The following is a 17,447-nucleotide window of genomic DNA, read 5'->3' as shown; positions in this document are numbered from 1 at the left end:
CGCGACACCCCCGATAGAAGGGCGGCAGTAGCGTGAGGATGAGAGCGAGATGACACAGATCGCACCGCAACCGGGCATTATGGAGATCGACCTTTATCAAGGGGGTGCGGCGCATGTCGCGGGCCTTGAGAATGTGGTCAAGCTCAGCTCGAACGAGAACCCGCTGGGCCCCAGCCCCGCCGCCGTCGAAGCCTATCGCCGCGCGGCCTATGACCTGCATCGCTACCCGTCCTCCGACCATAGCGCCCTGCGCGCCGCCATTGCCGAGGTTCTGGACCTCGATGCCGAGCGGATCATCTGCGGCGCGGGTTCGGATGAGATCATCGCCTTCCTCTGCCAAGCCTATGCCGGACCGGGGACCGAGGTGGTGCATACCGAGCACGGCTTTGCCATGTACCGCATCTCGGCGCTGGCCGCAGGTGCGACGCCCGTTGAAGTCCCCGAGCGTGAGCGGGTGACCGATGTCGATGCCATCCTCGCCGCCTGCACCGAGGCGACGCGGCTGGTGTTCATCGCCAACCCCAACAACCCCACCGGCACGATGATCGGTCTGGCCGAGCTTGAACGGCTGGCCGAGGCACTGCCGCCGCAGGCGCTTCTGGTGCTCGACGGGGCCTATGCCGAATATGTTGAGGGCTATGACGGGGGTGCCGCCTTGGTGGACCGCCGCGACAACGTGGTGATGACGCGCACCTTCTCCAAGCTCTATGGGCTGGGCGGGCTGCGCATCGGCTGGGGCTATGGGCCGGGCCATGTGATCGACGTGCTGAACCGGGTGCGCGGGCCGTTCAACCTGTCGCAGGCCGCGCTTAACGCCGCCGAGGCGGCGATGCGCGACCGCGCCTATACCGACCATTGCCGCGCCGAGAACGCCCGCTGGCGCACCTGGCTCGCCGATGCGCTGGCCGAGATCGGCGTGCCCTCAGACGTCTCGCTCGCCAATTTCGTGCTGGCTCGTTTCGCCAACCAGGCCGAGGCCGAGGCTTGTGACGACTACCTCAAGACCCAAGGGCTGATCGTGCGCCGGGTGGCGGGCTACAACCTGCCCAACTGCCTGCGCATCACCGTGGGCGATGAGAGCGCCTGCCGCCGCGTCGTCCATGCGGTGCGGCAGTTCAAGGGGGGCAACTGATGGCGCAGATCTATGACAGGGTCGCCCTGATCGGGTTGGGGCTGATCGCCTCCTCGCTGTTCTGGGCGATGAAGCGCGGCGGTCTGGCGGGCGAAGTCACCGGCTATGCCCGCAGCGACGAGACCCGCGCCACGGCGCGCGAGATCGGCCTCTGCGACCGGGTCTGCGACAGTGCCGCCGAGGCTGTCGCGGGCGCCGATCTGGTGGTGCTCTGCGTGCCGGTGGGTGTCATGGGCGCCGTGGCCGCCGAGATCGCGCCGCATTTTGCGCCGGGTGCCACGGTGACGGATGTGGGTTCGGTCAAGGCCGACGTGATCGCGCAGGTCGGGCCGCATCTGCCCGATGGCGTGCATTTTATCCCCGGCCACCCGCTGGCGGGGACCGAGCATTCCGGCCCGCGCAGCGGCTTTGCCGAGCTCTTCGACAACCGCTGGTGCCTTCTGGTCCCGGTGGAAGGCACCGACAAGGACGCCATCGCGCGGCTGCGCGCGCTCTGGGAAGGGGCGGGTGCCAATGTGGAGGAGATGGACGCCGAGCATCACGATCTGGTGCTGGCTGTCACCTCGCACGCGCCGCACCTCATCGCCTATACGATGGTGGGCGTGGCCGACGACCTGCGCCGGGTGACCGACAGCGAGGTGATCAAGTATTCCGCCGCCGGTTTCCGCGACTTCACCCGGATCGCGGCGAGTGATCCCACGATGTGGCGCGATGTCTTTCTGACCAACAAGGATGCGACGCTGGAAATCCTTGGCCGTTTCACCGAGGAGCTTTTCGCCCTGCAACGCGCCATTCGGACCGGCGACGGCGAGCATCTGCACGCCTATTTCACTCGTACGCGCGCGATCCGGCGCGGCATTATCGAGGCGGGGCAGGATACCGACGCGCCCGATTTTGGCCGGGGCGCGCCCAAGTCATGAAGGGCTGGGCTGTCCTGCCGCTGATCATGCTGGGGCAAATCGCCTTGGCTGCGGGGCCGGACAGTTCTGAGCGCCCCGTGGCGCGTCAGCAGGGGGATAGCTTGCCGGTCAGCGTCGCCCCCGGCGGCGCGATCGCCCCGCCCGAACGTGACCCCGCCGCCCGTGCCGCCGCCGAGGGCGGGCAGGGGATGAAAGCATCGCTCCGTCCCACCCTGCGCAGCGCCAAGGTCGAACAGGCCGCCCGTGCGCGGCAGCGGATGTTGGCCAAGGGCGCGGTCTGCGGCGATCTGGCGATACAGGGCAGCCGGGTGGGCCGGGTGCCGGGCCGGATCAGCGGTTGCGGGGTTGAGAATGCGGTCAAGATACGCTCGGTCTCGGGCATCCGGCTTGGCACCGCGGCGGTGATGGATTGCACCACGGCCAAGGCGCTGAACACATGGGTGCGCCAATCGGCGGTGCCCGCCTTGGCGGCGCAGGGCGGGGGGCTGAGGGAGCTCAAGGTCGCCGCGCATTACGCCTGCCGGACGCGGAACAACCGCAAGGGCGGTAAGATCTCCGAACATGGCAAGGGCCGCGCGATCGACATTTCCGGGTTTGCTCTCGCGGACGGCAGCACGATCAGCCTGTTGAAGGGCTGGCGCGCGCGGCGCAGCAGCGCGGCTTTGCGACGGATGCACCGGGGCGCCTGCGGGCCGTTTGGCACGGTGCTGGGGCCAGAGGCAGACCGCTTTCACCAAGACCACTTTCACTTCGACACGGCGCGCTATCGCAGTGGCAGCTACTGCCGCTAAGCGGCCGTTAGGGCTGAACCAACCGCGGCGCGGGGCCAAGCGGAATCCCTGCCAGCATCATCTGACCGTCCGTAAAGATCAGGTCGAGGTCCAATCCGCCCGGCGTGCCGCCCCGCGCTTCCAACAGCCGCAGCATGGTGTCGACCTGCCCGCGCATCGACGGCGGCAGAAAGCCCGCGCGTTCGCCCGCGTCCAGCAGTTTGGTCCAATTAGTGACCCGCAGGCTCAGCACCCCATCGGGAATGCCCGCGGCGTCAAAGGTCAGCGCCCCCTCGGCGCCCAAAGCCACCTCGCCCCAAGCGGCATCCACATTCTCAACCGTCAGCGCGTCGATCTGCGGCAGGGTGCCCGCCATCGCGCTGTGCCGGTCCAGCGGGCGGGCAAAGGTCACGGCCATCCGCGCCGAGAGGATCGGCTGCCCGCCGGGCTGGCCCGCGCCATCGCCCAAGACCTTGCGCAGCAAGGGGCCGGGGTTGATGCCGCCGAGCAGCAGCGCGATGTCATAGTCCCGCGCCGCACTGCCCGATTGCGCGATCCGCATCCGCGGCTCTTCGGCCTTCAGCAGCAGCCCGTCGGGGCCGTCGACCTCCAGATGCGTGCTGCGAAGCTCCATCGCCTCCAGCTGAAGCGAGGTGCCGGGATGCAGTTCCAGATCGGCGCGCAGGTCGCGCATCTTCAGCGTCAGGGGCAATGCGCCTGCGGGCAGGTCGGCCGCCGCAACGGGCGCGCGGGCGGAGAGATCACCGGGCCACCAGACCGGGGCGGAGAGATCAAGCTGCGGGGCTTCGAATGCCAGACCGCGGGCCGGGTCTGCCACGGCAAACCCGCTCAGCCGGTTTTGCAAGGACAGGGGAAAGCCCGCTTTGTCGATGTCTTTGAGCGTCACCTCCCAACCCGCCGCGCGGCGGGTGTCGAGCAGGCGGGTCAGGGTGCTTTGCATCTGCGTCGTGGCGGCAGCCCACCACGCGCCCCAAAGTGCGGCGAGCACAATCAGCAGCCAAACCCATTTCCGCATTTCGATAGCCCTTCAAATCGTGCTTCAGATGCGGTTTACCGAAGGCCAGCAGAAAGGACCAGCAGGATGACAATGTGGGTATTTGGCTATGGCAGCCTCTTGTGGAACCCCGGTTTCGAGGTAGCGGAAAGCGTGATCGCCACGCTGCCGGGCTATGCGCGATCGTTCTGCATGCGCTCGATCCATCACCGGGGCACGGTCGAACAGCCGGGGCTGGTGCTGGCGCTTGACGAATCCGTCCGCTCGGCCTGCGAAGGCATGGCGATGCGGGTGACTGCGGGGCAGGAGGCGCAGACGTTGGAGTACCTGCGCGAGCGTGAGCTGATCTCTTCGGCCTATGTCGAGAAAAACCTCACCGTGCATCTGACCGATGGCCGCGACGTGGAGGCGGTGACCTATGTGATCGACGCGGCGCATGAGCAATATTGCGGCGGCCTGCCCTTGGAAGAACAGGCGCAGATCATTGCCCGCGCCGTAGGCGGACGCGGGCCAAATACCGAGTATTTGATCAACACCGCCGTGCATCTATCCGAAGTGGGCTTGCATGACCCCGCGTTGGAGTGGTTGCATGATCGGGTGAAGGCGTTGACCTCATAAAAACTTGGCAACTCTTTGCCGTTTCAGTGTAAGCTGCGGCAAGAGCAGAACAAAGGGTCAGGAAAGGCCGCATGGCACAGCCAGACCGCAAGGCAAAACCGCAGTTTTCACAACCGGTGCGTCAGATTTCTCTGATGCTGATCGCGCTCGGCCTCACGGGGACCGGGGTCTTTCTGGCGCTGCCACGGGTGCTGCCGATCTTTGCCGCGAACCCATGGCTGAATGGGGTCATCATCTTTGTCTTCATCGTCGGTGTGCTGGCCTGTTTCTATCAGGTGATGCAGCTTATCGGCTCGGTCCGCTGGATCGAGGATTTCGCCGCTGGCAATGCCGAACCCGATGCCAAGCCGCCGCAATTGCTGGCGCCTTTGGCGTCGCTTCTGCGCCAGCGCGGCGCGCGGATGCAGGTCAGCACGACCTCCACCCGGTCGATCCTCGATTCCGTCGCCTCGCGCATCGACGAAGTGCGCGAAATCACGCGCTATATCGTTAATATGTTGATTTTCCTCGGTCTTTTGGGGACATTCTACGGGCTGGCCACGACCGTTCCGGCTGTGGTCGACACGATCCGCTCCCTCGCCCCCGGTGAGGGGGAGGCGGGCGTCAATGTCTTTGGCCGTCTGATGACCGGTCTTGAGGCGCAGTTGGGCGGCATGGGCGTGGCCTTTGGCTCCTCGCTTCTGGGGCTTGCGGGCTCTCTCGTCGTGGGGTTGTTGGAGCTTTTCGCAGGCCACGGGCAGAACCGCTTTTATCAAGAGTTGGAAGATTGGCTGAGTTCCATCACGCGGGTCGGGCTGACCTCGGGCGATGATGTGAGTGACCAGAACATCATGGCCAGCGTGATGGATCAGATGGTCGAACAGATGGCCGAGATGCAGCAGATGTTCACCCAATCCGACGTCAGCCGCGCCATGGTCGACGACAAGCTGGGCAAGCTGGCCGATGCCGTGGACCGGATGACCACGCGGATGGAGCATGACACCACCACCAACAGCGCGCTGGAGCGGGTGGCCGATGGGCAAGACCGATTGATCGCCACGCTCGAAGGTCAGGTCGCGGGCGAAGGGATCGACGCGGAAAGCCGGATGCGCCTGCGCTCCATCGACGTGCAGATGCTGCGTATCTTGGAAGAGATTTCTGCCGGGCGGCAGGAAACCATGGCCGAATTGCGCAAGGATATCTCTTTGCTGGCCAAGGCGCTTTCCGGGCAACGCGCCCCTGAGGCCCGCCGCCTGCGGGCCAGCGATATCCCCGGTGGCGGGGACCAGTAATGGCACTTTCCCGGCGGACAGGCGCACGGTTTCAGGGCTCCATCTGGCCGGGGTTCGTCGATGCGATGACCGGGCTTTTGCTGGTTCTGATGTTCGTGCTGACTATCTTCATGGTGGTGCAATTCGTCCTGACCGAGCGGATTAGCGGGCAGGAAAGCGAGCTTAACGAATTGGCCGGAGAGGTCGCGGCCCTTGCCCAAGCGCTTGGCGTCGAAGAACGCACCACCGCGCGTTTGGAGGCTCGGCTCGGCGCGCTGAATGCCTCACTGAACGACGCGCGTGATGAGGTGTCGCGGCAAGAGGCGGTGATCGCCGGGCTGACTTCTGAACGCGACGCGCAAGCGGCTGCCTTGCAGGCGGCGGAGGCCGAGATCACCGGCTTTGAGGCACGGGTGGCCGCGCTCTTGGCGTCGCAGGCGGAAGATCAGGCGCGCATCGGTGACTTGGAAGACCGCGAAGCCGCGCTGTTGGATGAGCAAGAGGCGCTGAACCTCGCGCTTAGCACCGCGCGGGACGAGATCGATGCGCAGGCGGAAACGGCCCGGCTTGCCGCCGCGAAACGTGAGGCGCTGGATGCGCTGGTGGCCGATCTGCGGGCGCAAAACGCCGAAGCCGAGGCCGAAGTCGCCGCCCTCAATGCCGAGGTGGCGGAGGCCGAAGAGGCGCTCAGCGCCGAGGAAGCCGCCCGTCTGGCCGAAGCCGCAGCGGCGCAGGCCCTGCGCGACCGGCTGGAGGATGCGGATGCGGAATTGACGGCCATGACCCTCTCGCTTGAGACGCAGCGCAAGAAGGCCGAAGAGACGCTGACCCTTTTGGCCGCCGCCCGCGCGGCGCGCAGCGACCTCGACAGTGAGCTTGCCGCAGCGCTGCTGCGGATGGAGCGGCTGGAGGAGAGCGGCGCGGGTCTGGAGGCCGAGCGCGCCGCGCTCACCGAAGAGTTGGAAGCCGCGGAAGGCACCGAAGAGGAACTGCGCGCGCGGTTGGCGCAGGCCGAGGCGACCGAGCAGGCCTTGAACGCCCGTCTGGCCGAGGCGCTGGCCCGTGTGCAATCCCTTGAGGAAGAGGGCGAAGCGCTGAGCGGCACGCAGTCGGACCTGCGCGAACGTCTGGCGCAGACGCTGGCGGCAAAACTCGCGGCGGAGACTTTGGCCGAGGATAAGACCACCGCCGCCGAACGCCGCGCCGCCCTTTTGGCGCAGGCCGAAGAGACGCTGGCCGAGGAGAAAGCCGTGAGCGCCGCGGCGCAGCGGCAGACCGAATTGCTGAACCAGCAGGTCGCGGAACTGCGCGCGCAGTTGGGGAACCTACAGGCGCTGCTCGATGACGCGGTGGCGCGGGATGCGGCGAAATCGGTGGAATTGCAATCGCTTGGCTCCGAGTTGAACACCGCGTTGGCGCGGGTCGCGGCGGAGGAACGCCGCCGCGCCGAATTGGAGACGGCAGAGCGCAAGCGGCTTGAGGAAGAGAGCAAGAACCTCGCCCAGTACCGCTCAGAATTCTTTGGGCGGTTGCGTGATCTGCTGGGCAATCAGGAGGGTGTGCGGATCGAAGGCGACCGTTTTGTCTTCTCCTCCGAGGTGCTTTTCGCGCCGGGCAGTGCGGTGCTGAGCCAAGACGGGCAGGGTGAGATTGCCAAGGTGGCGGGCATTCTGCGCAGCGTGGTGGATGACATCCCGCCCGAGATCGATTGGGTGATCCGCGTCGATGGTCATACCGACAATGTGCCGCTTTCCGGCTTTGGGGAGTTTGCGGACAACTGGGAACTCAGCCAAGCGCGGGCGCTGTCGGTGGTCAAATATATGGTCAATTTCCTCGGCATCGCGCCGGATCGTTTGGCCGCCAATGGCTTTGGCCAGTATCAGCCCGTGGCCGAGGGCAATACCGAAGCCGCGCGGGCGCAGAACAGGCGGATCGAGTTGAAGTTTACTGAGAAGTAGGCAGGCAGTCCCGGCCTATCGCAGGGTCAGAACGCCGGTCTTTTTGTCGATCACACGGCCCTCGCGCAGCAGTGTGACCCTGCCCGTATAGCGCCCGGCTGGCCATGGCGCAGAAGCCGCGCGTTTGCCGATGGCGCGAAAGGCTTGCGCCTGCGGCTTCTCCATCACCACATCCCTCTCGATGACCGTGCCTTTTGGCCCCGCGAGGCTGAGGCGCAGCACGTCATCCTTTTGCGTGCCATAGCTGTAGCCGTAGATAACCAAGGCAGGCGCCTCTTTGGGCAGGCTGTCGCGATTGGCTTCGCCCGCCTTGATCTCATCATAGCTGGGCACGCGGTCGGCAAAGCCAAGCGCAATCAGCCCGCCGGGGCGGTAGGGCGGGGTGTCTTGCCAGAGGGTTTTGCGCGGTTCGACGTCACAACTATGGCCTTCGGGGGCAAATGGATCGACGGGCTGGCCGTGATGGCGCAGCGACAGGTGCAGATGCGGAAAGGCCGCTTTGCCAGACTGGCCAACGAGCCCGAGAGCGTCGCCAACTGCCACCCCTTGCCCTTCCTGCACGCGGAGCGAGCCGTGTTTCAGGTGGCAGTATTGCGTCTCCCATCCCTGGCCGAGGTCGATCACCACGCCATTGCCGCATTCGCGCCCTTGGACCTCCGAGAGCGGCGCACCATCTGGCATCCCGTCTCGCAGCCCTTTGACCACCCCCGCCGCTGCGGCGCGCACGGTCACGCCCGCGGCCATCGCCGCGCGGTCGGGCAGGGCGAAATCCGTACCCTTGTGGCCGTCATAGGTTAGGCCGGAACAGCGGTAGTCCTCTGCGCCGCCGCTCGGGTCGCGGTCCATATATTGTTGGATGTGGCAGTCCTGCCCAAGGGTGCAATCCAGCGGGAAGGCCAATTGCAAATCCTCCGCCAGCGCAGGGCTGGCGGAGGAGAAGATCAGGGCCAGTGCGGCCCGATAGATCATTCCGCGGTGAGCAGCGGGGGCCGATCACCGGAAAGACGCTTGCTTTCGCTGCCCAAGACTTTGAGCGTCAACTCATCATCCTTGACGCCGACCTTGACGACACCGCCCTTGGCCAGCTTGCCAAAGAGCAGCTCCTCGGCCAGCGGCTTCTTGATGTGCTCTTGGATCACACGGCCCAAGGGACGCGCGCCCATCTTGTCGTCGTAGCCCTTGTCGGCAAGCCATTCGGCGGCCTTCTTGGAGAGCTCGATGGTCACGTTGCGGTCCATCAGCTGCGCTTCGAGTTGCAGCACGAACTTCTCGACCACCCGCAGGATCACCGACTTCGGCAGCGGCGCGAAGGAGATCACGGCGTCCAGACGGTTGCGGAACTCCGGCGTGAAGGTCCGCTCGATGGCGGCGGTATCCTCGCCCTCGCGGCGGTCGCGGCCAAAGCCCACTGCCGCTTTGGCCTGTTCGGAGGCGCCCGCGTTGGAGGTCATGATCAGCACCACATTGCGGAAATCCACCGTGCGGCCATTGTGATCGGTCAGCTTGCCGTGGTCCATCACCTGCAACAGGATGTTGTAGACGTCAGGGTGCGCTTTCTCCATCTCGTCGAGCAGCAGCACGCAATGCGGATGCTGGTCCACGCCATCGGTGAGCATGCCGCCTTGGTCAAAGCCGACATAGCCCGGAGGCGCGCCGATCAGACGGCTGACCGCGTGTTTCTCCATATATTCCGACATGTCGAAACGCAGCAGTTCCACGCCAAGGGTGTCGGCCAATTGCTTGGCGACCTCGGTTTTACCCACGCCAGTGGGACCAGCGAAGAGGTAGTTGCCGATGGGCTTGTCCGGCTCGCGCAGGCCTGCGCGGGACAGTTTGATCGCCGAAGACAGCGCCACGATGGCGTCGTCCTGACCAAAGACCACCCGCTTGAGCGAGCTTTCCAGATCCTTCAGCACCACCACGTCGTCCTTGGAGACATTCTTCGGCGGAATGCGGGCGATCTTGGCCACCACGGCCTCGACCTCCTTGGTGCCGATGGTCTTGCGGCGCTTGGAGGCGGCGACGAGGTGCTGGGCGGCACCGGCTTCGTCGATCACGTCAATCGCGCTGTCCGGCAGCTTGCGGTCATTGATGTAGCGATGTGCCAGTTCCACGGAGGTCTTAATCGCATCGGAGGTGTATTTGACGCTGTGATGCTCTTCGAAATAGGGCTTGAGCCCCTTCAGGATCTTGGTGGCGTCTTCGACCGAAGGCTCGCTCACGTCGATCTTTTGGAACCGGCGGCTCAGCGCGCGGTCCTTCTCGAAGTGCTGGCGGAACTCCTTATATGTGGTGGAGCCCATGGTGCGCAGTTTGCCGCCCTGAAGCGCGGGCTTCAGCAGGTTGGAGGCATCCATCGCGCCGCCCGAAGTGGCACCTGCACCGATCACGGTGTGGATCTCGTCGATGAAAAGCACGGCGTCCTTGTGATCCTCAAGCTCGGTCACCACGGCCTTCAGCCGCTCCTCGAAATCGCCGCGATAGCGGGTGCCTGCCAGCAGCGCGCCCATGTCGAGCGAGTAGATCGTGGTATTGGCCAGCACCTCAGGCGTTTCACCGGCAACGATCTTGCGCGCCAGCCCTTCGGCGATGGCAGTCTTGCCTACGCCCGGATCCCCCACCAAAAGCGGGTTGTTCTTGCGCCGGCGGCAGAGCACTTGAATGCAGCGCTCAACCTCGCCCTCGCGGCCGATCAGCGGGTCAATGTCGCCTTCGCGGGATTTGGCGTTGAGGTCCACGCAGTATTTCGCCAGCGCGGATTCCTTCTTGTCGCCATCGGTGACGCCTTGGGCCTCTTCCTCGGTCTCGGGCGCGCCTGTGACGGGGCGGGATTCACCATATGCCGGGTCTTTGGCGACACCATGGGCGATAAAGTTCACCGCGTCATAGCGGGTCATGTCCTGTTCTTGCAGGAAATAGGCGGCGTTGCTCTCACGCTCGGCAAAGATGGCGACCAACACGTTGGCGCCCGTCACTTCGGTCCGGCCCGAGGATTGCACATGGATTGCGGCGCGTTGGATCACGCGCTGGAAAGCCGCCGTTGGCACCGCTTCGGAACCGTCGATGTCGGTGATCAGATTGCTGAGATCATCGTCGACGAATTCCACCAGCGTATCGCGCAGGTCAGAGACATCGACGGAACAGGCTTTCATGACCTGCACGGCATCGGGTTCATCGAGCAAGGCCAGCAACAGATGTTCAAGCGTTGCGAATTCGTGGCGGCGGGCATTGGCCAGCGCGAGGGCCGCGTGGATTGCCTGCTCAAGTGTAGTCGAGAATGAAGGCACGGGCGTGCTCCTTTTCGATCGGGGTCGGTGAGGTGCTGAGATGTCTCAGGCCCCGGTCCGACCATGGCCTCATAGTATTAGAGTTTGGTTGATCATGGCCCATCTTCAAGAAGATTCTGGTCCGAATCGGTCACATTTGCCGTGAGCGAGGACTTTGAGCCATGATTGCAGGCGCTCAGAACTGGTCTTTTCGCCTGCGGATTTCGGTGAACACTTCTGTGTCGGTGGCGTCTGGCATCCCCAAGGTCGCGCGGATGGCCGGGTCGGCGGGGCGCAGGAAGGGATTGGTTTCTAGTTCCAGTGAAAGCGACGAGGGGACGGTCGGCTGCCCCTGGGCGCGGGCGCTGTCGATGTCCTTGGTCCTTGATATAAGGGCGGGATTGTCCGGATCAACGGTCAGGGCGAATTTTGCGTTGGCGGCGGTGTATTCGTGGCCCGAGCAGATCGTCGTGTCACGGGGCAGGGCGGCCAGCTTTTGCAGGCTTTCCCACATCTGCGCAGGCGTGCCCTCGAACAGGCGGCCGCAGCCGAGCGCCATGAGGCTGTCTGCGGTAAAGGCCGCCTTGGCTTGGGGCACATGAAAGGCGATATGGCCGACGGTATGGCCAGATACGTCGAGCACTTGGGCCGCAAGCGCGCCCAACTCGATGCTGTCACCCTCGGCCACCGCGCGGTCGAGCGGGGGCAGGCGGTGGGCATCGGCCTTGGCGCCGATCACCTCGGCGGGGAAACGGGTCAGGACCTCGGCCAGCCCTTGGACGTGGTCGGGGTGGTGGTGGGTCAACCAGACTTGGCTCAGCGTCCAGCCGCGGCGGTCAAGCTCTGCCATTATCGGCGCGGCCTCGGGCACGTCGATCAGCGCCACCGCGCCGCTGTCATGGTCACGCAGCAGAAAGGCGTAGTTGTCCGACAGACAGGGAATCGTGACCAGATCAAAGGCCATGGCGTCTTACCTCGCTGTGTTGTTATGGTCCGGTAAGAGTGACATTCACCAAGGCGGGCTGCAATGCATCTTGATGTACAGGATCTGCGCAATTTCTATTATCGCAGCGCGTTGGGACGTGCGGCGCAGAAATCCCTGCGCGGGCGGTTGTTGGAGCTTTGGCCCGAGGCGAAGGGCCAGACCGTTGTCGGCTTTGGCTTTGCTGCACCCCTGCTGCGCCCCTATCTGGCGGATGCGCGGCGGGTGATGGTCTTGATGCCCGGCCCGCAGGGGGTGATGCCTTGGCCGGCGGGGATGCCCAACACCTCGGTCCTGACGGAAGAGACGCTTTGGCCGGTCGAGACGGGGGCGGTGGATAAGCTGGTGCTGATGCACGGGCTCGAAACCTCTGAGCGGCCCAGTGAACTGCTGGACGAATGCTGGCGCGTGCTGGGGCCGGGGGGCAAGGCGCTGTTTATCGTGCCAAGCCGCGCGGGCATGTGGGCGCGGCGCGACCGCACGCCTTTCGGCTATGGGCGGCCCTATTCGCCGGGGCAGCTAGAGACGCAGTTGCGCAAGCATCAGTTCCTGCCCGAACGGCACCTTGGCGCGCTTTATCAGTTCCCGTCGCAGCAGCGAATCTGGATGAAATCGGCGCCTTTGTTCGAGAAAATCGGGCGTCAGATGCCGACGATGATGGGCGGCGGCGCGATCTTGGTGGAGGCCACGAAACTGGTTTACCCGCCACGGGGCCGCCCGCAACGCAGCACCGCAAGGCGCGCCATCGGGGTGTTGGAGGGGATGGCAGAGCCGCAGGCCAAACCGGTCTAAACGCCTCAGCGCCTTGTAGACTTAGCGCATGCAGCGGGCGAGGGGACTGGATTCGTGGGCCCGCTCCAGCGGTGAGTGGGGTGGCATTTTTCTGCGGCAAAGAGCCGCGATAGGCCGCAGCCCTTGCAATATTGCAGCACGCCGCGACATTACCTGCCTATACTGTGTTGCCGGGCGTGAACCTGTCTGCTACATCGCCCCTGATTTAGACGTCTTGGGTAACTTCAAGCCGCGCCAACTGCTGGTGACGCGACATCTTCGCATATCCGGCGCTTATTGAACGAGAGGATGGACGTGTCCGAACCTGCTTCCATTTCCACCGGTATCGCGGAACGTTATGCGACAGCCGTGTACGATCTGGCCCGCGAGGCCAATCAGGTCGATGCCATCGAGGGCGATCTTACCGCGCTTGAAGCGGCATTGAACGACAGCGACGATTTTCGCCGCCTGACCACTTCGCCGCTCTATACCCGCGAAGAGCAGGAGCAGGCGATCAAGGTGCTGGCCGAAAAGATGGGCCTGACCAAGATCATGGCGAACACGCTGCAACTGATGGCGCAAAAGCGCCGCCTGTTCGCGCTGCCCGCGCTGGTTAAAGCGCTGCGCGAGACCATTGCCGAAGCCAAAGGTGAAATCACTGCCGAGGTCACAACGGCCAAAGCACTGACGAAGACACAGTCGGACAAGCTGGCGAAATCGCTGACCGCTTCCACCGGCAAAAAAGTATCACTTCATGCGACCGTTGATGAAAGCCTCATCGGCGGTCTTGTCGTCAAAGTGGGCTCGAAGATGATCGACACCTCGATCCGCTCCAAGCTCAATTCCCTCCAGAATGTAATGAAAGAGGTCGGATAAATGGGTATCCAAGCAGCAGAGATTTCTGCGATCCTGAAGGACCAGATCAAGGATTTCGGTCAGGAAACCGAAGTGGCCGAAGTGGGTCGCGTTCTCTCCGTCGGTGACGGTATCGCCCGCGTCTATGGTCTGGACAACGTTCAGGCCGGTGAAATGGTCGAATTCCCCGGCGGCATTCAGGGCATGGCCCTGAACCTCGAAGCCGACAACGTGGGTGTCGTTATCTTCGGCTCCGACCGCGACATTACCGAAGGCGACACCGTCAAGCGCACCAACTCCATCGTGGACGTGCCAATCGGTGACGAACTGCTGGGCCGCGTTGTTGACGGTCTGGGCAACCCCATCGACGGCAAAGGCCCCATCGGCGCCACCAAGCGCGGCATCGCCGACGTGAAGGCACCGGGCATCATCCCGCGTAAATCCGTGCACGAGCCGATGGCCACTGGCCTCAAGTCCGTCGACGCGATGATCCCGATCGGCCGTGGCCAGCGTGAGCTGATCATTGGCGACCGTCAGACCGGCAAGACCGCCGTCGCGCTCGACGCGATGCTGAACCAAGCTCAGGTCAACGAAGCCGCTGGCGACGACGAGAGCAAGAAGATGTACTGCGTCTACGTCGCGATCGGCCAGAAACGCTCGACCGTGGCGCAGCTGGTGAAAAAGCTCGAAGAGACCGGCGCGATCGACTACTCCATCGTCGTGGCTGCGACTGCTTCCGAGCCCGCGCCGATGCAGTTCCTCGCGCCCTATGCCGCCACCGCGATGGCCGAGCATTTCCGCGACAACGGCCGCCACGCGCTGATCATCTACGATGACCTGTCCAAGCAGGCCGTGTCCTACCGTCAGATGTCCCTGCTGCTGCGCCGCCCGCCGGGCCGCGAAGCTTACCCGGGCGACGTTTTCTACCTTCACTCCCGCCTGCTCGAGCGTTCCGCGAAGCTGGGTGATGAGGCTGGCAACGGCTCGCTGACGGCTCTGCCGATCATCGAAACCCAAGGTGGCGACGTTTCCGCGTTTATTCCGACCAACGTGATCTCGATCACCGACGGTCAGATCTTCCTTGAGACCGAACTGTTCTACCAGGGCATCCGCCCCGCCGTGAACACCGGTCTGTCGGTTTCGCGTGTTGGCTCTTCGGCTCAGACCAAGGCGATGTCTTCGGTGGCCGGTCCGGTGAAACTGTCGCTGGCCCAGTACCGCGAAATGGCGGCCTTCGCCCAGTTCGGTTCCGACCTCGACGCCGCGACCCAGCAGCTGCTGAACCGTGGTGCGCGTCTGACCGAACTGATGAAGCAGCCCCAGTACGCGCCGCTGACCAACTCCGAAATCGTCTGCGTGATCTACGCCGGTACCCACGGCTATCTCGACAAGGTGGACATCTCGGACGTTGGCCGCTTCGAAGCGGGTCTGCTGGCGCATCTGCGCAGCAAGCATGACGACCTTCTCAAGGACATCACCAACAACGACCGCAAGGTCAAAGGCGAGTTGGAAGAGAAGATCAAAGCCGCCATCGACGGTTTCGCCGCCGACTTCGCTTAAACGGGAGATAAGGCAATGCCAAATCTCAAGGACCTGAAGAACAGGATCTCGTCGGTCAAATCGACCCGCAAGATCACCAAGGCCATGCAAATGGTTGCCGCGGCGAAACTTCGCCGCGCGCAGGAGGCTGCCGAGGCTTCGCGTCCCTATTCTGAGCGGTTCAACGCCGTGATGGCAGGGCTCGCGGCCAGCGTCGGCGGTTCCGACAGCGCGCCCAAGCTGCTCAGCGGCACGGGTGAAGACAAGGTGCATCTGCTGGTGGTCATGACCGCCGAACGCGGGCTGTGCGGCGGCTTCAACAGCAACATCGCGAAGAAGGCCAAGGCCCATGCGCGCGATCTGCTGGCCCAGGGCAAAGAGGTGAAAATCCTTACCGTTGGTAAGAAGGGCCGCGACGCGCTGCGCCGCGATCTGGGCGATCATCTGGTGGGCCATGTTGACCTCAGCGAAGTCAAAAAGATCGGCTACGGCGACGCGCAGAACATCGCGCAGGACGTGCTGAACCGCTTTGACGCGGGCGAATTCGACGTGGCGACGATCTTCTACGCGAAGTTCGTCAACGTGGTCATGCAGACGCCGACGGCGCAGCAGATCATCCCCGCCAAATTCGACGGCGAAGAAGGCGACGACAGCGCAGCGTCCACATTGTTCGACTATGAACCCAGCGAAGAGGCGGTCTTGGCCGACCTTCTGCCGCGCGGGGTCGCCACGGCGATCTTCTCGGCTCTGCTGGAGAACGGTGCATCCGAACAGGGTGCCCGGATGTCGGCGATGGACAACGCCACACGCAACGCGGGTGAGATGATCGACAAGCTGACCATCGAGTACAACCGCTCGCGTCAGGCTGTCATCACCAACGAGCTGATCGAAATCATTTCCGGCGCGGAAGCGCTGTAAGCAAATCGGAGACACGACATGGCAAAAGCTGTCGGTAAAATTACACAGGTCATCGGCGCTGTCGTTGACGTTCAATTCGAGGGCGACCTGCCCGAGATTCTCAACGCGCTCCACACCGAGAACCAAGGCAAGACGCTGGTTCTCGAAGTGGCGCAGCACCTTGGCGAAAACACCGTGCGTGCCATTGCGATGGACGCCACCGAAGGTCTGGTCCGCGGTCAGGACGTGACTGACACGGGCGACCAGATCCGCGTGCCCGTCGGCAACGCGACCCTGGGCCGCATCATGAACGTCACCGGCGAAGCCGTGGACGAGCAAGGCCCGGTCAACGCGGACAACTCCCGCGCCATTCACGGCGAAGCGCCCGAGTTCGCGGCCCAGTCGACCGAGACCGAAATCCTCGTCACCGGCATCAAGGTCATCGACCTGCTGGCCCCCTACACCAAGGGTGGTAAAATTGGCCTCTTCGGCGGTGCCGGTGTGGGCAAGACCGTTCTGATCATGGAACTGATCAACAACATCGCCAAAGTGCACTCGGGTCTCTCGGTGTTCGCGGGCGTGGGTGAGCGGACCCGTGAGGGCAACGACCTCTACCACGAGATGATCGAATCCGGCGTTATCGTTCCCGACAACCTCGTGGATTCGAAAATTGCGCTGGTCTACGGCCAGATGAACGAGCCTCCGGGTGCGCGTATGCGGATCGCCCTGACCGGCCTGACACTGGCCGAGCAGTTCCGCGACGAATCCGGTTCCGACGTTCTGTTCTTCGTTGACAACATCTTCCGCTTCACGCAGGCCGGTTCCGAAGTGTCCGCCCTTCTGGGCCGTATTCCTTCGGCCGTGGGCTACCAGCCGACACTGGCGACCGACATGGGCGTCATGCAGGAGCGTATTGCTTCGACCAAGAATGGCTCGATCACCTCGGTTCAGGCCGTCTACGTTCCCGCGGACGACCTTACCGACCCCGCGCCGGCGACCTCCTTTGCGCACCTCGACGCGACAACGGTTCTCGACCGTTCGATCTCGGAAAAGGGCATCTACCCTGCGGTTGACCCGCTCGGCTCCACCTCGCGTCTGCTTGACCCGCTGATCATCGGCGACGAGCACTACAAGGTGGCGACGGACGTGCAGCAGGTGCTTCAGCGCTACAAATCGCTTCAGGACATCATCGCCATTCTCGGCATGGACGAGTTGAGCGAAGAGGACAAGCTGACCGTGGCCCGCGCCCGTAAGATCGAGCGTTTCCTCAGCCAGCCTTTCGACGTGGCGAAAGTCTTCACAGGCTCCGACGGCGTTCAGGTGCCGCTGGAAGAAACCATCGCCTCCTTCAAGGCCGTGGTTGCCGGTGAGTATGACCACCTGCCCGAAGGTGCCTTCTACATGGTTGGTGGCATCGACGAAGTGAAGGCGAAAGCCGAGAAAATGGCGGCAGACGCCGCTTAAGGAGCGCTGA

At 63.9% G+C, this 17,447-nt stretch carries 15 protein-coding genes; 11 read left to right on the top strand and 4 right to left on the bottom strand.

Annotated elements, in window-relative coordinates:
* Nucleotides 1–49 precede the first annotated feature (49 nt).
* From hisC to ACGYLO_RS06495, 3 genes are read left to right on the top strand one after another with little or no spacing between them, the layout of a single operon-like run.
* Nucleotides 50–1,132 (top strand): histidinol-phosphate transaminase, encoded by a 1,083-nt coding sequence (gene hisC / locus ACGYLO_RS06505; protein ID WP_067262230.1) that lies wholly within the window; start codon nucleotides 50–52, stop codon nucleotides 1,130–1,132.
* Nucleotides 1,132–2,052, top strand: coding sequence for a prephenate/arogenate dehydrogenase family protein (locus ACGYLO_RS06500; RefSeq protein WP_271688189.1), 921 nt, complete (start codon nucleotides 1,132–1,134; stop codon nucleotides 2,050–2,052). Before hisC ends, ACGYLO_RS06500 begins: the two co-directional genes overlap by 1 nt.
* Nucleotides 2,049–2,843, top strand: coding sequence for an extensin family protein (locus tag ACGYLO_RS06495; protein ID WP_271688188.1), 795 nt, complete (start codon nucleotides 2,049–2,051; stop codon nucleotides 2,841–2,843). Before ACGYLO_RS06500 ends, ACGYLO_RS06495 begins: the two co-directional genes overlap by 4 nt.
* Before the next feature lie 7 nt (nucleotides 2,844–2,850).
* Here ACGYLO_RS06495 and ACGYLO_RS06490 read toward each other — a convergent pair whose 3' ends face one another.
* Nucleotides 2,851–3,858 (bottom strand): DUF2125 domain-containing protein, encoded by a 1,008-nt coding sequence (locus ACGYLO_RS06490; RefSeq protein WP_271688187.1) that lies wholly within the window; start codon nucleotides 3,856–3,858, stop codon nucleotides 2,851–2,853.
* A 66-nt stretch (nucleotides 3,859–3,924) separates the two neighbouring features.
* Between ACGYLO_RS06490 and ACGYLO_RS06485 the strand changes: the two genes are divergently transcribed.
* From ACGYLO_RS06485 to ACGYLO_RS06475, 3 genes are all read left to right on the top strand, one after another.
* Nucleotides 3,925–4,455, top strand: a complete 531-nt coding sequence (locus tag ACGYLO_RS06485) for a gamma-glutamylcyclotransferase (protein ID WP_271688186.1) — start codon at nucleotides 3,925–3,927, stop codon at nucleotides 4,453–4,455.
* A gap of 71 nt (nucleotides 4,456–4,526) precedes the next feature.
* The gene (locus ACGYLO_RS06480; RefSeq protein WP_271688184.1) at nucleotides 4,527–5,726 is read left to right on the top strand and encodes a biopolymer transporter ExbB; all 1,200 of its coding nucleotides are present in this window, start codon (nucleotides 4,527–4,529) and stop codon (nucleotides 5,724–5,726) included.
* Nucleotides 5,726–7,663, top strand: coding sequence for a peptidoglycan -binding protein (locus tag ACGYLO_RS06475; RefSeq protein WP_271688182.1), 1,938 nt, complete (start codon nucleotides 5,726–5,728; stop codon nucleotides 7,661–7,663). The genes ACGYLO_RS06480 and ACGYLO_RS06475 overlap by 1 nt, the downstream gene beginning before the upstream one ends.
* Before the next feature lie 15 nt (nucleotides 7,664–7,678).
* Here ACGYLO_RS06475 and ACGYLO_RS06470 read toward each other — a convergent pair whose 3' ends face one another.
* The 3 genes from ACGYLO_RS06470 to gloB all read right to left on the bottom strand — a co-directional run bounded on the left by ACGYLO_RS06470 (nucleotide 7,679) and on the right by gloB (nucleotide 11,893).
* The gene (locus tag ACGYLO_RS06470) at nucleotides 7,679–8,632 is read right to left on the bottom strand and encodes a M23 family metallopeptidase (RefSeq protein ID WP_271688180.1); all 954 of its coding nucleotides are present in this window, start codon (nucleotides 8,630–8,632) and stop codon (nucleotides 7,679–7,681) included.
* Complete coding sequence (clpA, locus tag ACGYLO_RS06465) at nucleotides 8,629–10,950, bottom strand: ATP-dependent Clp protease ATP-binding subunit ClpA (protein WP_067262217.1); 2,322 nt, start codon at nucleotides 10,948–10,950, stop codon at nucleotides 8,629–8,631. The genes ACGYLO_RS06470 and clpA overlap by 4 nt, the downstream gene beginning before the upstream one ends.
* A 175-nt stretch (nucleotides 10,951–11,125) precedes the next feature.
* On the bottom strand, nucleotides 11,126–11,893 hold the full coding sequence (gene gloB, locus ACGYLO_RS06460; RefSeq protein ID WP_271688177.1) for a hydroxyacylglutathione hydrolase: 768 nt from the start codon (nucleotides 11,891–11,893) through the stop codon (nucleotides 11,126–11,128).
* Between the two features lie 63 nt (nucleotides 11,894–11,956).
* On the opposite strand from gloB, the gene ACGYLO_RS06455 reads away from it, so the two are divergent.
* The 5 genes from ACGYLO_RS06455 to atpD all read left to right on the top strand — a co-directional run bounded on the left by ACGYLO_RS06455 (nucleotide 11,957) and on the right by atpD (nucleotide 17,437).
* Nucleotides 11,957–12,703: a class I SAM-dependent methyltransferase gene (locus ACGYLO_RS06455; protein ID WP_067262215.1), complete on the top strand. Its 747-nt coding sequence runs from the start codon at nucleotides 11,957–11,959 to the stop codon at nucleotides 12,701–12,703.
* A gap of 294 nt (nucleotides 12,704–12,997) precedes the next feature.
* Nucleotides 12,998–13,558 carry a F0F1 ATP synthase subunit delta gene (locus tag ACGYLO_RS06450; RefSeq protein WP_271688175.1) on the top strand — a complete coding sequence of 187 codons (561 nt, stop codon included), beginning with the start codon at nucleotides 12,998–13,000 and terminating at the stop codon, nucleotides 13,556–13,558.
* On the top strand, nucleotides 13,559–15,097 hold the full coding sequence (atpA, locus tag ACGYLO_RS06445) for a F0F1 ATP synthase subunit alpha (protein WP_209218275.1): 1,539 nt from the start codon (nucleotides 13,559–13,561) through the stop codon (nucleotides 15,095–15,097). It begins immediately after the preceding gene.
* Nucleotides 15,098–15,112: 15 nt separating this feature from the next.
* A complete protein-coding gene (locus ACGYLO_RS06440; protein ID WP_136720392.1) occupies nucleotides 15,113–15,994 on the top strand; it encodes a F0F1 ATP synthase subunit gamma in 882 nt (293 codons plus the stop codon).
* An 18-nt stretch (nucleotides 15,995–16,012) separates the two neighbouring features.
* The gene (gene atpD, locus ACGYLO_RS06435) at nucleotides 16,013–17,437 is read left to right on the top strand and encodes a F0F1 ATP synthase subunit beta (RefSeq protein WP_209218274.1); all 1,425 of its coding nucleotides are present in this window, start codon (nucleotides 16,013–16,015) and stop codon (nucleotides 17,435–17,437) included.
* Nucleotides 17,438–17,447: the final 10 nt, after the last annotated feature.

It is taken from the genome of Sulfitobacter sp. 1A13353 (assembly GCF_043557255.1).
In the GTDB taxonomy this organism is placed as follows: domain Bacteria; phylum Pseudomonadota; class Alphaproteobacteria; order Rhodobacterales; family Rhodobacteraceae; genus Sulfitobacter; species Sulfitobacter faviae.
The sequence above is the reverse complement of the archived record's forward strand: the minus strand, read 5'-3'. Positions and strand labels throughout refer to the sequence as shown.